This window comes from Streptomyces glaucus (assembly GCF_039533365.1).
Classification (GTDB): Bacteria; Actinomycetota; Actinomycetes; order Streptomycetales; family Streptomycetaceae; genus Streptomyces; species Streptomyces glaucus.
The window spans coordinates 1-14,372 of record NZ_BAAATK010000052.1; the positions used below are offsets into that span (position 1 = coordinate 1).

Genomic DNA, 14,372 nt, shown 5'->3' on the forward strand with positions numbered 1-14,372 from the left:
GCCGCACGACGGCGGGTGTCTGCGCGCCGTCGCTCACCCGCGGCCCCGGGCGGCCGGGGACGACGGCCCGCGTCGACGCCGCCGGGCCGGACCACGGCTCCTCGGCCGCCGCGGGTCACCGCGGCGGGCGCCAGGCGTCCCGAGGGTGGGCGGGCGGGTGCTCGACCGGTGCGGCGGACCCGTCATCCGGTGACGGTGCGGGCGCGGTGCCGTACGTTCCGGTCGGCGGCGGCGTGTACGGCCCGGCGGGGTACGCGACGGGTGCCGGGTACTGCGGCGGGGCGGGGTACGCGGCCGGCGCCGGGTACTGCGGCGGGGCGTAGGCGGCGAACGGGTGGGCCGCGAACGCCGGGGCGGGCGTCACGGGCGCGGGGGCGGCGAGGCGCTGCGGGGGGTTGCGGCGCGCGAGCCACAGCACCGCGGCGGCGTAGAGCAGGATCATCGCCGTGTCGACGAGGGCGAGCTGCCAGGGCAGGTCGGCGGCGGTCTCGTCCGAGGAGAGTCCGTCGACGACCGCGGCGGCGACTCCGAAGCCCATCAGGTTGTTGAGCACGTGCAGGGCGACCGCGGCTTCGAGCCCTCCGGTGCGGACGGTCAGCCACCCCGCCACCAGGCCGAACACCAGCAGGTCGGCGAAGCCCCACGGGGTGCCCCAGCCGTGCGCGGCGGCGAACAGCGCCGCCTGCGGCAGCATCGCGCACCACGGCGAGCGCAGGAAACCGCCCACCGCCTGCAGCAGCCAGCCCCGGAACGCGTACTCCTCCGCGGCCGCCTGGAACGGCACGAACACCGCCAGCACGGCCAGTGAGACGAGGAACGCCGGCAGACCGACCCACTCGGCCGGTGCCGAGGACTCGGGGTCACCGCCGGGCAGCGACACCGACGCCAGGGCCAGCAGCGAGACCGCCGGTACCGCGACCGCCAGGCAGCGCGCCAGCCAGCCCCAGCGCAGTCGGCCGGCCACCGACGAGACGCTGCCGGCCGGTCTGCGCTCCGTCCAGCGTACGGCCAGCAGGACCAGGGGCAGCAGGAAGGCGATGTACGACAGTTCCAGCGCGGTGGTGGGCAGCGGGCCGAAGTCCACCGAGCCGTCGGGCAGTTCCGGCCGGCCCGATGCCTTGCCGACGGCGTAGGTGACGGTGTCGACGAGGCCGACGCCGAGTATCCAGCCGCCGAGCACCAGCAGCAGGCCCGGCAGCGGCCGCCACCACCGGTGGCGGCCGGTGAGGCGGGCCAGCCGGTGGTACGGGAGGGACGGTGAGGGAGCAGGTGTGGTCATGTCCGACAGCATCTCGTCATCGTCCGCGTGGGACGTCCACCATCGGCAGGAATGCCGTCTCCCTCTTCGGTTGCAGACGCCGCCCGGTTCCCGGGCGGAAGGGGCGTTCGACATCGGCGGGACGGCCGGACGTCGCCCCGGCGCGCCGCTTCGCGATGATGGGCGGGACTCCCCCGGGAGCGGCCGGGCCTGCGTGGCGCTGTCGGCGAGGCGCGTCCGAGTCCGTCCCGGCGCCGCCGCCTCGATCCGGGTGACGACGCCTCAGGGACGGGAAGGGGGCGGGCCGGCCGCCGGGCAGCCGGCGCTCGTCGCCCCTGCGCCGATCATGATCGCGACTGCGTACCGGACGGCTCCGCACGCCGGGCCCAGGGGCTTCGAGCGGATCGCCCCGGGCCGCCGGTCCCGGCCCGTGATCCCGCCATCCGGACGATCGATAGGATGACGCTTATCGTTCAAACGAACATTCTCGGGTGGGAGGCTCGATGCGGGAGCCGGTCGATCTCAGGCGTCAGCGGATTCTGGCCGCGGTGCAGGCACGCGGCACCGCACGGGTACGTGATCTCGCCGAGGAGCTGCAGGTCTCGGTGGTGACCGTGCGCCGGGACGTGGAGGAGCTGACCCGTGCGGGGCGGCTGCGCCGCGGTCACGGCGTCGTCCGTTCGACGCTGCCCGCCGAGGAGGTGCCCGCCCGGGCCGGCGCCGCGCCCGGCGACCGGGTGGCCGTGGTGGTCCCGGAGCGGCACTCGTATCTGACCGAGACCCTGCACGGCGCCCGCACGGTGCTGGAGGAGGCCGGGCTGCGCATCGCCCTGCACATCGCTCCGCAGGTGCCCGGCGCCGAACGGCCGCTGGTGGAGCGGGCGCTCGCCGACGGGGCGCGCGGGCTGCTGCTCGCCCCGCGGTGGCGCAGCCGGGCCGACGAGGAGGCCGACGAAGGCTGGCTCGCCGAGCTGACGGTACCGACGGTGCTGATGGAGCGCCGCCCGCGGCGCGGCAGCGCGGCGCAGGCCCTGGACTCCGTGTGCTCGGACCACTGGTACGGCGCGCATCTGGCCGTCGAGCACCTGGTGGGCCTCGGTCATCGGCGCCTGGTGTTCGCGACGCGCGACGACAGTCCCACCGCGCGCTCGTTGCGCACCGCCTTCACCGGGATCGCCGGGGGGCATCCGCTGGTGGAGCGGTGGGCGTGGGCGCTGAGCGCGCCGGAGGCCGGGGCCGGGGGCCCGTACGCCGCGGACGAGACCGCCCAGCTGCCGGCGCTGTTGCGCGAGGTGGGCGCGACCGCGATGGTGCTGCACGGCGACGTGGACGCCCTGATGATCGTCCAGCGGCTGGCGGACGAGGGGGTGCGGGTCCCGCAGGACTGCTCGGTGGTGGCCTACGACGACGTGGTGGCCGGTCTCGGCGCGCCGCCGCTGACCGCCGTCTCCCCGCCGAAGGCCGAGGTGGGGCGGGTGGCCGCGGAGCTGCTGCTGCAGCGGCTGTCCGGTGCGCCGGGCGGCCGGCCCGTCCGGCGGGTGGAGTTGCTGCCGCGCCTGACGGTGCGGGGTTCGACGAGCACGCCGTCCGCGTGATCGTTTGATCGTTTCATTTTCTTCTGATTGATCTATTGACCGCTTGTTCCCGGGAGTTCAGGATTCCCCTGTCCCGAAGAGCCGTGTCGAGGACGACACGCAGGAGCCCCGGGAGGCGCCATGCCCGGTCGACGCAGCCGTCGATCCGTGCTCGCCGCGATGGCCGCCGTACCGCTGTCAGGAGCCGTGAGCGCCTGCAGCGCCGGACGTGACGGCCGGTCGCGTGGCAGCAGGAGCAGAACCACGCGCATCACCTTCTGGTCCGCCCTGCGCGGCAGCCAGGAGGTGGTCGACGCGTTCAACCGCACCCACGACCGCATCCAGGTCGACTTCCAGCAGATCCCCTCCGGCGGGCAGGGCGGCTACGCCAAGCTCAGCAACGCGGCCCGGGCCGGCAACGCCCCCGACATCGCCACGATCGAGTATCCGCAGGTCCCGGGGTACGCCATCGACGGTGTGGCCCGGGACATCACCGATCTGGTCCCCGACGGCCTGCGCCGCGCCCTGCTGCCGCAGGCGCTCGGCCTGACCACCTTCGAGGGCCGGATCTTCAGCGTGCCGCTCGACGTCGAGCCGATGGTGATGCACTACCGGGCCGACCTGTTCGAGCGCTACGGACTCACGGTGCCGCGCACCTGGGACGAGTTCGCCGAACAGGCGCGCGTGGTGCGCCGCAAGGCGCCCGGCCGGCGGCTGGTGCTCTTCCCGACCGACGGGATGACCCAGTTCGCGGCCTACGCCTGGCAGGCCGGCGCCCGGTGGTTCGACACCGTCCGCGGCGCCTGGAACGTCTCGCTCGCCGACGCGCCCTCCCGCAAGGTCGCGCACTACTGGCAGGGGCTGATCGACCGGGACGAGGTGTTCGTGAACGCCGTGGAGAGCCGGCAGGCGGACGCGCAGATCGGCAACGGCCTGGTGCTCACCCGGCTCAGCGGCGCCTGGGACGCCGGCGCGCAGATGAACGCGCGGCCCGGTCAGAAGGGCCGGTGGCGGATCGCCCCGCTGCCGCAGTGGGATCCCGGCCGCCCGGCCGTCGGCACGCACGGCGGCTCCACCTTCGCCGTCACCAAGGACAGCCGCCATCCCGAGGCCGCGATGGAGTTCATCGCCTGGCAGGTCTCCCACCCCGACGCCCTGCGTGCCCGCCTGTCCAGCGGCACCAGCAGCCAGTACCCGGCCACGCCCGGCCTGGTCCCCGTCGGGCGCGAGGCGTTCGACCGGTCGTACTACGGCGGGCAGGACATCTACGCCCTGTTCGAGCAGGAGGCCGAGAAGATCGGCGAGGGCTGGGTCTGGGGGCCGCGGATGAGCGCCACCCAGAAAGTCATGCAGGACTCCTTCGCCCGTGTCGGCGGCGGTCAGGGCACCCTCGTCGAGTCCCTGCGGGCGGCCCAGGAGGGCACCATGCCCGACCTCAAGGCCCTCGGCCTGTCCACCACCCAGCACAGCACCTGAGCCGTCGAAAGGCAGGTGACACCCCATGACCGCGACCACCCACCGGCGGGTGCCGGCCGGCACGTCGTGCCCCGCTCCCCCGGCCCCCTCCCCGGCCGGCCTGCGGGCCCGCAGAGCCGCCCGGCGCCGTCGGCTGACCGCCTGCGCCGTGCTCATGACGCCGTTCTTCGCCCTGCTGCTCACCGTCTTCCTGATCCCCGTCGGCACGGCCGTCCACCTCAGTCTCCACAGCGACGACCAGCCCGGCCTCGGCTTCGGCCCCGAGCGCACCGTCTTCGTCGGCCTGCGCTCCTACGCGGCCGTGCTGACCGATCCGACCTTCCTCGGCGGCCTCGGCACCGTCGCCCTGTACTGCCTGGTCTACCTGCCCCTGATGGTCGCCGGCGCGCTCGCTCTCGCCCTGCTGCTGGACTCCGGCATGGTCCGGCTGCGTGCCCTCGCCCAGCTCGGCCTGTTCCTGCCGCACGCCGTGCCCGGCATCATCGCGGCGCTGATCTGGCTGTACCTGTACACGCCCGGCATCAGCCCGGTGATCGACCTGTTCGCCCGGGCCGACATCACCGTCGACTTCCTCGGCGTGCACACGGTCGTCCCGTCCATCGTGAACATCGCCCTGTGGAGCAACCTCGGCTACAACATGGTGGTCTTCTACGCCGCCCTGCAGGCCGTGCCCCGCGAGGTGATCGAGGCGTCGGTGGTGGACGGCGCGGGCCCGGTGCGCACCGCGCTCCAGGTCAAGACGCCGCTGGTGCGCGCCTCCATCGTGATGGTGTCGATCTTCACGCTGATCTGGGCGCTGCAGCTGTTCACCGAGCCGATGCTGCTCAGCCAGTCCTCACCGATGATCAACTCCCGGTTCTCGCCGAGCATGTACATCCACGACGCGGCGTTCACCCGCAACAACTACAGCCTGGCGGCGGCGGCCTCGGTCGTCCTGCTGGTGTGCACCATCGCCCTGTCCTACGGCGTGACCCGCCTCACCAGCCGCGCCGACACCGCCGAGGAGGCCCGATGAGCGCCGCCGGCAACGCCCCGCGGCGGCCGAGGCTGCTGAGCGTCACGACGGTCAACGCGGTCGTCGCGGTCTTCGTCCTCTACACGCTGCTGCCCGTGGCGTGGCTGGTGCTCGCCGCCACCAAGGACCGGGACGCGCTGTTCCGCAGCGACCTGCTGTCGCCGGGCGGCTTCTCCTTCGCGCAGAACCTGCGGGACCTGTTCGCCATGGACGGCGGGCTGTACGGCCGCTGGTACGTCAACAGCCTGCTGTACGCGGTGCTCGGCGCCGCGGTCGGCGCCCTGCTGAGCGTCGCCTGCGGCTACGCCTTCGACAAGTACCGCTTCCGCCACAAGGAGAAGCTGTTCGGCCTGGTGCTGGCGGCGGTGATGGTGCCGCAGACCGTGCTCGCGCTGCCGCTGTACCTCATGGCCTCCGAGGCCGGCCTGGTCAACACCTTCTGGGCGGTGTTCGTCCCGGTGCTGTTCAACCCGTTCGGCGTCTACCTCGGCCGGATCTTCGCCCGGGGTTACGTGCCCGACGAGGTGCTGGAGGCGGCGCGGGTCGACGGCGCGGGGGAGCTGACCACGTACGCCAGAGTGGCGCTGCGGATGCTCGGGCCCGGCCTGGTCACCGTGTTCCTCTTCCAGCTCACCGCCATCTGGAACAACTTCTTCCTGCCCATGGTGATGCTGTCCGACCAGAGCCTGTATCCCGTCAGCCTCGGCCTGTACCAGTGGAACAGCGCCGCGTCGGTGTCGCCGGAGTACTACCCCGTGGTCATCACGGGGTCGCTGCTCGCCGTCGTCCCGCTCATCCTCGCCTTCGTCCTGCTCCAGCGTTTCTGGCGCAGCGGGCTGACCGCCGGAGCCGTCAAATGACCCCCCGCGACCCCGGCCCCGGTTTCCGTCCCCGGGCGGCCGTGGCCATGTCCCGGGACGCCGCCGGGGCCGTCCTCGACCCCGAGACGCTGCGTGCTTTCCGCACGGTCTGCGACCTCGCCCCGCCGCCGGTGCTGGACGAGCTGACCACGCCCCGCGCGCGGTCCGTACTGGCCGACGTGGACCTGCTGATCACCGGCTGGGGCTGCCCGCCGCTGGACGCGGAGGTGCTGCGGGCGGCGCCCCGGCTGCGGGCGGTCGTCCACACCGCGGGCAGTGTTCGCGGGCATGTCACCGACGCCTGCTGGGAGCGCGGCATCGAGGTGTCCTCCGCCGCCGCGGCCAACGCCGTGCCGGTGGCGGAGTACACGCTCGGCATGATTCTGCTCACCGGCAAGCGGGTCCTGGAACGGGCCCGCGACTACCGCGCGTCGAGGTCGCGGGACGACTGGCTGCGCACCCCGCGCACCGTCGGCAACCACCGCCGCACCGTCGGCATCCTGTCCGCGTCGCTGATCGGCCGCCGGGTCATCGAACTGCTGCGCCCGCACGACCTCGACGTCCTGCTGTACGACCCGTACGTCGACGACGCGGAAGCCGCCGCTCTGGGCGCCGAACGCGTCGGGCTGCCGGAGCTGTTCGCGCGCTGCGACACCGTCAGCGTGCACACGCCGCTGCTGCCGCGGACACGCGGTCTGGTCAGCCGCGACCTGATCCGCGCGATGCCGGACGACGCGGTGCTGATCAACACCGCGCGGGGGGCGGTCGTCGACCAGGAGGCGCTCACCGAGGCCGTCCTGGCGGGACGCATCCGGGCGGTCCTCGACGTGACCGATCCCGAGGTGCTGCCACCGGACCACCCCCTCTGGGAGTGCGACAACGCGCTGATCACCCCTCACCTCGCCGGTTCCCAGGGCAACGAGTGGCGCCGTCTGGCCGACCTCGCGCTCGCCGAGACCGCCCGGTGGGCGTCCGGCTCCGGCTTCCTCCATCCCGTACGACGCGAAAGGCTGGCCTTCCTCGCATGAGCATCCCCTTCGACCTGCCCGCCGAGGACCGCGTGTCCAGCCCGTACACCGGGTACACCCGCGCCCACTGGGAAGCGGTGGCCGACGGGCTGCTGGCCGCCGCCTGGCGCTGGAGCACCCCCGGCTGCGCCCTGCTCGACCTGCCCGGGCGGCCGTCCCGGTCGGGCGTGCGCTCCGACGGCCTGGAGGGGTACGCGCGGACGTTCCTCGCGGCGGCGTTCCGGGTGGCGGGCGCCGGCGGCGCCGATCCGCACGGCCTGCTCGACCGCTACGCCCGCGGCCTCGCCTCGGGCACCCGCTCCCCGGGGCGGGACGACACCGAGTCCTGGCCCCTGATCCTCGACCACGACGTGCAGGGCCAGCCGATGGTGGAGTCCGCGTCGGTCGCCCTGGGGCTCAGGCTGACCGCGCCCTGGCTGTGGGACCACCTCGACGCGGGCGTCAAGGACCGGGCGGAGGCGTGGCTGCGCGGGGCGCTCCGGCACACGCCCGCACCCAACAACTGGTACCTGTTCCCCTACACGGTCGCCGGGTTCCTGGAGTCGGTGGGCCGCGGCGACGCCGAGACGGCGGCGGCCCGGCGGCGGGCGCTGGAGCTGCTGGAGGGCTGGTACCGGGGCGAGGGCTGGTACGCCGACGGGGACGGACGCGCCTTCGACCACTACAACGGCTGGGCGCTGCACCTGTACCCGGTGCTGGACGCCCATCTCGCCGGTGACGCCGAGGCCCTGGAGCGGTACGGCGCCCGGCTGCGCGCCCATCTGGCCGGATTCGGCCTGCTGTTCGGGGCCGACGGTGCGCCCCTGCACTTCGGCCGGTCCCTGACGTACCGCTTCGCCGCCTCCGCCGCGGTGAGCCTGGGCGCGCTGACCGGGCACACCCCGCTGACGCCGGGCGCCTCCCGCCGGCTGGCCAGCGGCAGTCTGCGCTACTTCACCGAGCGCGGCGCGCTGACGGACGACGGCCTGCTGAGCCTGGGCTGGCACGGCCCGCACGAGGCCACGCTGCAGCCGTACTCGGGCCCGGCTTCCCCGTACTGGGCGTCGAAGGCGTTCGTCTCCCTGCTGGCGCCCGCCGGCCATCCGCTGTGGACGGCCACGGAGGAGCCCGCGCCGGTGGAGGAGGAGGACCGGACGCTGGCACTGCCCGTGCCCGGGCTGCTGGTGCAGGCGACGCGGGAGGACGGGATCGTCCGGCTGCACAACCACGGCAGCGACCACGTGCGCCCCCACGAGGGCGAGTCCGCCGCCGAGGACGATCCGCACTACGGCCGCCAGGCCTACTCGACCAGGACCGGCCCGACCGCCGCGCGGAACGTGGCGGACAACCATCTGTCGGTCGAGGTGGCCGGCCGGCACAGCGTCCGGCGCCGTGTCCATCCGCTCGGGGCGGGGCACGGCGACGGCTGGGGCTGGGCGGCGTCCTGGCACCGGCCCGTCTTCACCGACGGGCCCCCGATGGTGCCGGGGCTGCGGGTGGAGAGCGTGACGGTGGCGCGGGGGCCCTACGAGGTGCGGGTGCACCGGGTGACCGGGGCGCCGCCCGGGGCCCGGGTCGTCCAGACCGGCTGGGCCACCGGCCCCGACGAGCCCCTGGTCTCCGGCCTGCACGGGCTGCACGGCTGGGACACCGCGTCCGAGACGGTACGCGCCCCGCAGGGCACCGCCTATGCCCGCTGGGCCCTGGTTCCCCGCCTCACCGGCCCGGCGGCGGGGACCTCCCTGCACGTCAGCCTGGCCGTCCTCGCCGCCGCGCCGGGCCCCGGCCCGCTGGCCGAGGCCGTCACCGAGGTCGTGCCCGGGGACGCGGCCGTCGAGGTGGTCTGGGCGGACGGGGCGCGCACGCGGGTGGCGTTCGGCGACACGGTGCGCGTGACGCACGGCGCATGACAGGGGCCGGCGGTGTCGCCGGAGTGCCGCACCCGCATCGGCGGCGCGGCGGGGAGTGACGGCTGCCCCGTATCCTGAGCCGTGTGCTGCCGAATGTCGATGTCGAGAGCGAGGAACTGCGCCGGCGCGTACCGGCCTTCGCGACCGGACCGGACGTGACGACGCAGCGGCTCCCCGTCGGCCGGGGCTGAGCCGGCCATGACGGACACGGGTGGCGGTGGTGCGCGACCGCGCGGCACGTGGTGGCGTGAGGTGGCGGTCACGGCGACGGCGCTCGCGTTCTGTCTGCTCGGCGGGATGATGCAGGTCGACGACACGCTGTCGCCGCCGCCCGCCGCCGCCTGCTTCATCGCCGTGGTGTCCTGTGCCCTGCTGCCCGTGCGGCACCGGGCACCCCTGGCCGCCCTGGCGGCCACGACCGCGGTCGGTGTGCTGGTGCCGCCCCTGGGCCTCCTGATGACCCCGCTCGTCGTGGCCCCCGCCGTGATCACCGCCTACTCCTACGCGCTCGCCGCGCGCACCGAACGCCGCGCGGCGAGCGCGGTGTTGCTCGCCTCCGCGGCGCTGGGCGCCGTCACCCCCCTGTCCGGGGACTTCTCGTGGAAGGACGCGAGCAGGATGGCGGTGGTGGCGGCCTTCCCGCTGGTGGCCGGCGTGCTCGGGCACTCGGTGCGCAACCGGCGGGCCTACCTGGCGGCCGTGGAGGAGCGGGCCCGGCGGGCCGAGGAGAGCCGGGACAGCGAAGCCCGCCGGAGAGTGGCCGAGGAACGGGTGCGCATCGCCCGGGAACTGCACGACCTGGTGGCCCATCAGATCACCCTGGCCAACGCGCAGGCCACGGTCGCCGCCCACTTCCTCGACACCCGCCCGGAGCAGACCCGCAAGAGCCTGACGGAGCTCGTCGAGACCACCGGCCACGCGCTCGACGAACTGCGCGCCACGGTCGGTCTGCTGCGTCAGTCCGGGGACGCGGCCGCGCCCGCCGAACCGGCGCCCGGACTGTCCCGGCTTCCCGCGCTCCTCGCCTCCTTCCGCCGCGCGGGACTGGAGGTGTCGGTGCATCAGGAGGGCACGGCCAGACCGCTGCCGCCCGGGGTGGACCTCACCGCCTACCGCATCGTCCAGGAGGCCCTGACCAACGTGACCAAGCACGCCGGCACCGGCAGCGCCCGGGTGCGCCTCGCCTGGAACCACGATCGCGTGACCATCACGATCGCCGACGACGGGAAGGGCTCCCGTACGGCGCCGTCCGCGTCCACGGGGCCCGGCGCCTCCCCGGTCCCGGACCGCCCGCCCGGTCACGGTCTGATCGGAATGCGCGAGCGTGCCACCGCGGTCGGGGGACGCCTCTTCGCGGGCGGGCGCCCGGAGGGCGGCTTCCTCGTCTCCGCCGAGCTGCCCCTCCCGCCCGCCGGGGACACGACGCGGACGGCCGACGGAGCGACCGGGGGACGGACGGCCGACGCGGCGGCGGGCGACGCACGGACCGGCGACGGAGAGGCCGGGGATGCGCCGTGACGCTCCGGGTGCTGCTCGCCGACGACCAGGCCCTGCTGCGCGGCGCCTTCCGGATGCTGCTCGACAGCGCCGACGACATCACCGTGGTCGGGGAGGCCGGCGACGGCCGGGAGGCGGTGCGGCTCACCCGGGAACTGCGCCCGGACGTGGTGGTCATGGACATCCGGATGCCCGGGGTGGACGGCCTCACCGCCACGGCGGAGATCTGCGCCGACCCGGAACTGCGGGCCAGCCGCATCCTGATCCTCACCACGTACGAGACCGACGAGTACGTCGCCCGGGCGCTGCGCGCGGGGGCCGGCGGCTTCGTCGGCAAGGGCATCGGGGCCGAGGACCTGGCGGACGCCGTGCGGACGATCGCCGCCGGCGATACCCTGCTGTCCCCGGCCGCGACCCGCTCCTTGGTCGCCCGTTTCCTGGCCACCCCGGAGGACGCCCCGTCGCGCCGTGCCGAAGAGCTCGCCGTGCTCACCCCGCGCGAACGCGAGATGGTGGCGCTGGTCGCGACCGGCCTGTCCAACCAGGAGATCGCCGAACGGCTGTCCCTCAGCCCCTTCACCGTCCGCGCCCATGTGCAGCGCGCCATGACGAAACTGGGGGCCCGCGACCGGGCGCAACTCGTCGTCATCGCCTACCGGACGGGCCTGGCCCGCACCGCCCCCGACGGCGGCACCGACCGGCTGCCGTAGTCACGGCATCGGGACGGATCCGGGCAGCGCAAGGGCTGAATAGGCCGGTCGTGCCGGCGCGGTGGGCATGGTGTCGAGGGCGCGCAGCAGGGTGTTGCGTCGCTCCAGGGCCCGCGCCGTGAGGGGGAGGAGCGTGGCCGCGCCGTTGTCGACCAGTGCCTGGTTCATGGCCACGAAGGGGCGGACGCCGCGTTCGTAGGCGGCGAAGGCGGCCGTGTGGTCCCGGTTCGTGGCCAGGGCGTGGGCGAGCATGTAGGCGCCGACCAGCGCCAGGCTGGAACCTTGTCCGGTGAGGAACGAGGGCGCGTACGCGGCGTCGCCGACGAGCGCGACGCGGCCGCTGGACCAGTGGGGCATGCGGATCTGACCGGCCGTGTCGAAGAACAGGTCGTCCGCGTCGCGCAGGGCGCCGACCATGCCGGGGACCTCCCATCCCGCGCCGGCGAAGACCCGGGCGACCAGGTCCCGCTGGGCGCCCGGGTCCCGGAGGGCGTCGACCGGCGGGTGCGGCCGGTGGAAGGCCAGCAAGGCGTGCAGCTCGGCGTCGTCCCCGACGGCGTAGAGGGCCGCGGCCCTGCCCGGGGTGTTCCACAGCACCAGTTCGTGGGAGAGCCCGAAGGTGTTCGGCATGGTGAACACGGCGAAGCAGTGGCCGAGGGGGCGGTGGAACCGTTCCTCGGGGCCGAACAGGGACGTCCGGGTGGCCGAGTGCATGCCGTCGGCGCCGACCACCAGGTCGAACGTGCGCCGCCGCCCGCTGCGGAAGGCGACGTCGACCCCTCGTTCGGACTGGTCGAGGGTGTCGATGGAGTCGCCGAACAGGAATTCCACGTCGTCGCGGACCACCGCGTGGAGGATCGCGACCAGATCCCCGCGACGCACCTCCAGGTCCCGTCCCTCGACGGCGCCGGCGACGACGCGCGGGACGACCGAGGCCACCGTGCCGCCGTCGGCGTCGAGGAAGGTGCAGCGGCGCGAATCGATGTGCGCCTCCCGCAGCTGCGGCAGGATCCCCATCCGCCGGACCACCTCCGTCGCGGTGCCGCGGACGTCGATCGGGTAGCCACCGTCGCGCGGCGATCCCGCCTTCTCCACCACGGTGACCGCGCATCCTGCCCGGTGCAGCCAGTACGCCAGCGCGGGCCCGGCGATACCGGCTCCGCAGATCAGCACGTCACGCTTCGTGCCGGCAGTCACGTCCGTCGACGGACCGGTGGGTGTCATGCCCGGGCTCCTTTTCTCGTGGCACGGACGACGAGCAGTGACAGCGCGGCGACGAGGCCGGCGACGGCGAACCCGGTGACGAAGGCCGATTCGGCCGGCCGGCCCGTCGTCGGATCGGCCCCGGCGACGAGGATCGCGCCCGCGCCCTGGGCGCCCAGGGCGGCGCCGATCACGCGCGTCACCACGAGCAGGCCGGTGGCGATGCCGACATCCTTGGCCTCGACGGCGGTGGCGGTGCCGGCGAGCAGCGCCGTGGTGCCGACGCCGGCGGCGAACGCGGTCAGCGCCTTCGCGAGGGCGAGCTGCCATTCCGCGCTGTGCAGCGCGGCCAGGGCGATCATCGTGGCCGCCGTGACGACGGCGCCCGCGACGACCACGGCACGCGGACCGAAACGCCGCGCCGCGATCCCGCCGACCGAATCGCTGACCGCCCCGGCGAGGACGCCGGGCAGCAGGAGCAGTCCGATCTCGGTGGTGCCGGCTCCGAAGCCGTACCCGTCGGCGGACACCCCGAACAACTGCGGCAGCAGGAGGGTCACCATCCCGTAACCGGTGGTGATGACGAGGGTGAGCACGCACGCATGCCACATCGCGGGCTTCGCCAGCATGCGGAGATCGACCATCGGCGAGGCCGCCCGGCGCTCCACGGCGACCCATCCGGTGGCGAGGGCGGCCACGCCCACCGCGAGGGCACCGACCGCGAGCGGCGGCAGGCCGCCGTCCCCCGTCAGCGTCACCAGCCCGAGCATGAACGCGAGCAGCGTGCCGCTGAGCAGAACCGCGCCGGGCCAGTCGATCCCCGGGGCCGACCGGACCGGCGGATCATGCGGCATCAGCAGCGCGACCGCCGACGTCGCCGCGATGACCGCGAGCGTCGGCAGCGTGAACATCCACTGCCAGGACAGTGCTTCGGCGATCGGCCCGGCCAGCACCGTTCCCACGATGCCGCCGCCCGTGAACAGCGCGACGACCAGCCCGATCGCCGCCTGTGACGCCCCTGCGGCCAGATGGGTGCGCACCAGGATGAAGGAGAGGGGCAGCGCACCCACCATGGCGCCCTGCAATATCTGACCGAGCAACAGCATCGGCAGGTTCGGCGCCAGGCCGGCCAGCAGGCCACCCACCGAGACCACGGCCATCAGCCGGACCAGCACCCGCTTCCCGCCGTGACGGTCGCCGAGCTTGCCCGCGACGGGGGCGATGACCGCGCCGGTGACGAGTAACGCGTTGCCGACCAGGGCCCCTTCGGCGGGGCTGACCCCCAGCTCGCGTTGCAGCAGCGGCAGAGCGGGCTCCACCACGGACTGCAGGGCGCCGAGGGCGAGCGCCAGGACGCCGAGGGCACCGATCCACAGCCTCCCGGTGCGGGCCGGGGAGACCACGGCTTCGGGGGGAGACGTTCTTTCCATCATTCAGCGATCACTCCAGGCGTCGTCGGGCAGGGGGAACGCGCGAGATGCGCGCGCCTCCCACGGTTCCCTCCGGCGCCCTGGCGGGGCATCGTCTCCCGTCACCGTCTTTCCCTGGTGCTCCCGCACCAGCCGCGCACGCGTCCTGGTGCCTGCGCACTACAGGCCGGGCCGGGGGCCTCGCGCGCAGGCGGCACGCCGGCGAGGGCCCCTGCGGGCAGAACCCGGCCGGGCCGGGTCCGCGGAGGACCGGCTCCCCGGGCCCGGTCCTCGGCGCCTTCGTGCTGTGCGACACCCGGCGCATGGACGCCGCGGTGAACCGGCCGGCGCGGGCGGCTTCGATGTCCGGGGCGAGGACGCTGCCCGCCGCCCGCCGCCCGTGCGGCACCACGGCACCGTGCCCGGACGGTGTTCCTTCCCGCTCCCCGAGCC

11 protein-coding genes are annotated in these 14,372 nt (G+C 74.5%); 8 read left to right on the forward strand and 3 right to left on the reverse strand.

Annotated features, from left to right (window positions below; translation table 11 throughout):
- Positions 1-115 precede the first annotated feature (115 nt).
- On the reverse strand, positions 116-1,279 hold the full coding sequence (locus ABD363_RS27595) for a CPBP family intramembrane glutamic endopeptidase (RefSeq protein WP_344608313.1): 1,164 nt from the start codon (positions 1,277-1,279) through the stop codon (positions 116-118).
- A gap of 482 nt (positions 1,280-1,761) precedes the next feature.
- Between ABD363_RS27595 and ABD363_RS27600 the strand changes: the two genes are divergently transcribed.
- From ABD363_RS27600 to ABD363_RS27635, 8 genes are all read left to right on the forward strand, one after another.
- On the forward strand, positions 1,762-2,853 hold the full coding sequence (locus ABD363_RS27600) for a substrate-binding domain-containing protein (RefSeq protein WP_344608380.1): 1,092 nt from the start codon (positions 1,762-1,764) through the stop codon (positions 2,851-2,853).
- 120 nt (positions 2,854-2,973) lie between these two features.
- Positions 2,974-4,308, forward strand: a complete 1,335-nt coding sequence (locus ABD363_RS27605; protein ID WP_344608315.1) for an ABC transporter substrate-binding protein — start codon at positions 2,974-2,976, stop codon at positions 4,306-4,308.
- 25 nt (positions 4,309-4,333) lie between these two features.
- Entirely contained in the window at positions 4,334-5,323 is a 990-nt protein-coding gene (locus tag ABD363_RS27610; protein WP_344608317.1) for a carbohydrate ABC transporter permease, read from the forward strand.
- On the forward strand, positions 5,320-6,183 hold the full coding sequence (locus tag ABD363_RS27615; protein ID WP_344608319.1) for a carbohydrate ABC transporter permease: 864 nt from the start codon (positions 5,320-5,322) through the stop codon (positions 6,181-6,183). The genes ABD363_RS27610 and ABD363_RS27615 overlap by 4 nt, the downstream gene beginning before the upstream one ends.
- Positions 6,180-7,211 carry a hydroxyacid dehydrogenase gene (locus ABD363_RS27620; protein WP_344608321.1) on the forward strand — a complete coding sequence of 344 codons (1,032 nt, stop codon included), beginning with the start codon at positions 6,180-6,182 and terminating at the stop codon, positions 7,209-7,211. The genes ABD363_RS27615 and ABD363_RS27620 overlap by 4 nt, the downstream gene beginning before the upstream one ends.
- Positions 7,208-9,100 (forward strand): DUF2264 domain-containing protein, encoded by a 1,893-nt coding sequence (locus tag ABD363_RS27625; protein WP_344608323.1) that lies wholly within the window; start codon positions 7,208-7,210, stop codon positions 9,098-9,100. The genes ABD363_RS27620 and ABD363_RS27625 overlap by 4 nt, the downstream gene beginning before the upstream one ends.
- A 198-nt stretch (positions 9,101-9,298) precedes the next feature.
- Entirely contained in the window at positions 9,299-10,618 is a 1,320-nt protein-coding gene (locus ABD363_RS27630; RefSeq protein ID WP_344608325.1) for a sensor histidine kinase, read from the forward strand.
- Positions 10,615-11,307, forward strand: coding sequence for a response regulator transcription factor (locus ABD363_RS27635; protein WP_344608327.1), 693 nt, complete (start codon positions 10,615-10,617; stop codon positions 11,305-11,307). The genes ABD363_RS27630 and ABD363_RS27635 overlap by 4 nt, the downstream gene beginning before the upstream one ends.
- Here ABD363_RS27635 and ABD363_RS27640 read toward each other — a convergent pair whose 3' ends face one another.
- A complete protein-coding gene (locus ABD363_RS27640; RefSeq protein ID WP_344608329.1) occupies positions 11,308-12,531 on the reverse strand; it encodes an FAD-dependent monooxygenase in 1,224 nt (407 codons plus the stop codon).
- A complete protein-coding gene (locus ABD363_RS27645) occupies positions 12,528-13,940 on the reverse strand; it encodes an MFS transporter (RefSeq protein WP_425578032.1) in 1,413 nt (470 codons plus the stop codon). The genes ABD363_RS27640 and ABD363_RS27645 overlap by 4 nt, the downstream gene beginning before the upstream one ends.
- Positions 13,941-14,372 lie beyond the last annotated feature (432 nt).

Bases quoted from the DNA above. Each gene is read 5' to 3' on its own strand.
- ABD363_RS27595 (WP_344608313.1), bottom strand. From the start codon at position 1,279: ATGACCACACCTGCTCCCTCACCGTCCCTCCCGTACCACCGGCTGGCC.
- ABD363_RS27600 (WP_344608380.1), top strand. From the start codon at position 1,762: ATGCGGGAGCCGGTCGATCTCAGGCGTCAGCGGATTCTGGCCGCGGTG.
- ABD363_RS27605 (WP_344608315.1), top strand. From the start codon at position 2,974: ATGCCCGGTCGACGCAGCCGTCGATCCGTGCTCGCCGCGATGGCCGCC.
- ABD363_RS27610 (WP_344608317.1), top strand. From the start codon at position 4,334: ATGACCGCGACCACCCACCGGCGGGTGCCGGCCGGCACGTCGTGCCCC.
- ABD363_RS27615 (WP_344608319.1), top strand. From the start codon at position 5,320: ATGAGCGCCGCCGGCAACGCCCCGCGGCGGCCGAGGCTGCTGAGCGTC.
- ABD363_RS27620 (WP_344608321.1), top strand. From the start codon at position 6,180: ATGACCCCCCGCGACCCCGGCCCCGGTTTCCGTCCCCGGGCGGCCGTG.
- ABD363_RS27625 (WP_344608323.1), top strand. From the start codon at position 7,208: ATGAGCATCCCCTTCGACCTGCCCGCCGAGGACCGCGTGTCCAGCCCG.
- ABD363_RS27630 (WP_344608325.1), top strand. From the start codon at position 9,299: ATGACGGACACGGGTGGCGGTGGTGCGCGACCGCGCGGCACGTGGTGG.
- ABD363_RS27640 (WP_344608329.1), bottom strand. From the start codon at position 12,531: ATGACACCCACCGGTCCGTCGACGGACGTGACTGCCGGCACGAAGCGT.
- ABD363_RS27645 (WP_425578032.1), bottom strand. From the start codon at position 13,940: ATGGAAAGAACGTCTCCCCCCGAAGCCGTGGTCTCCCCGGCCCGCACC.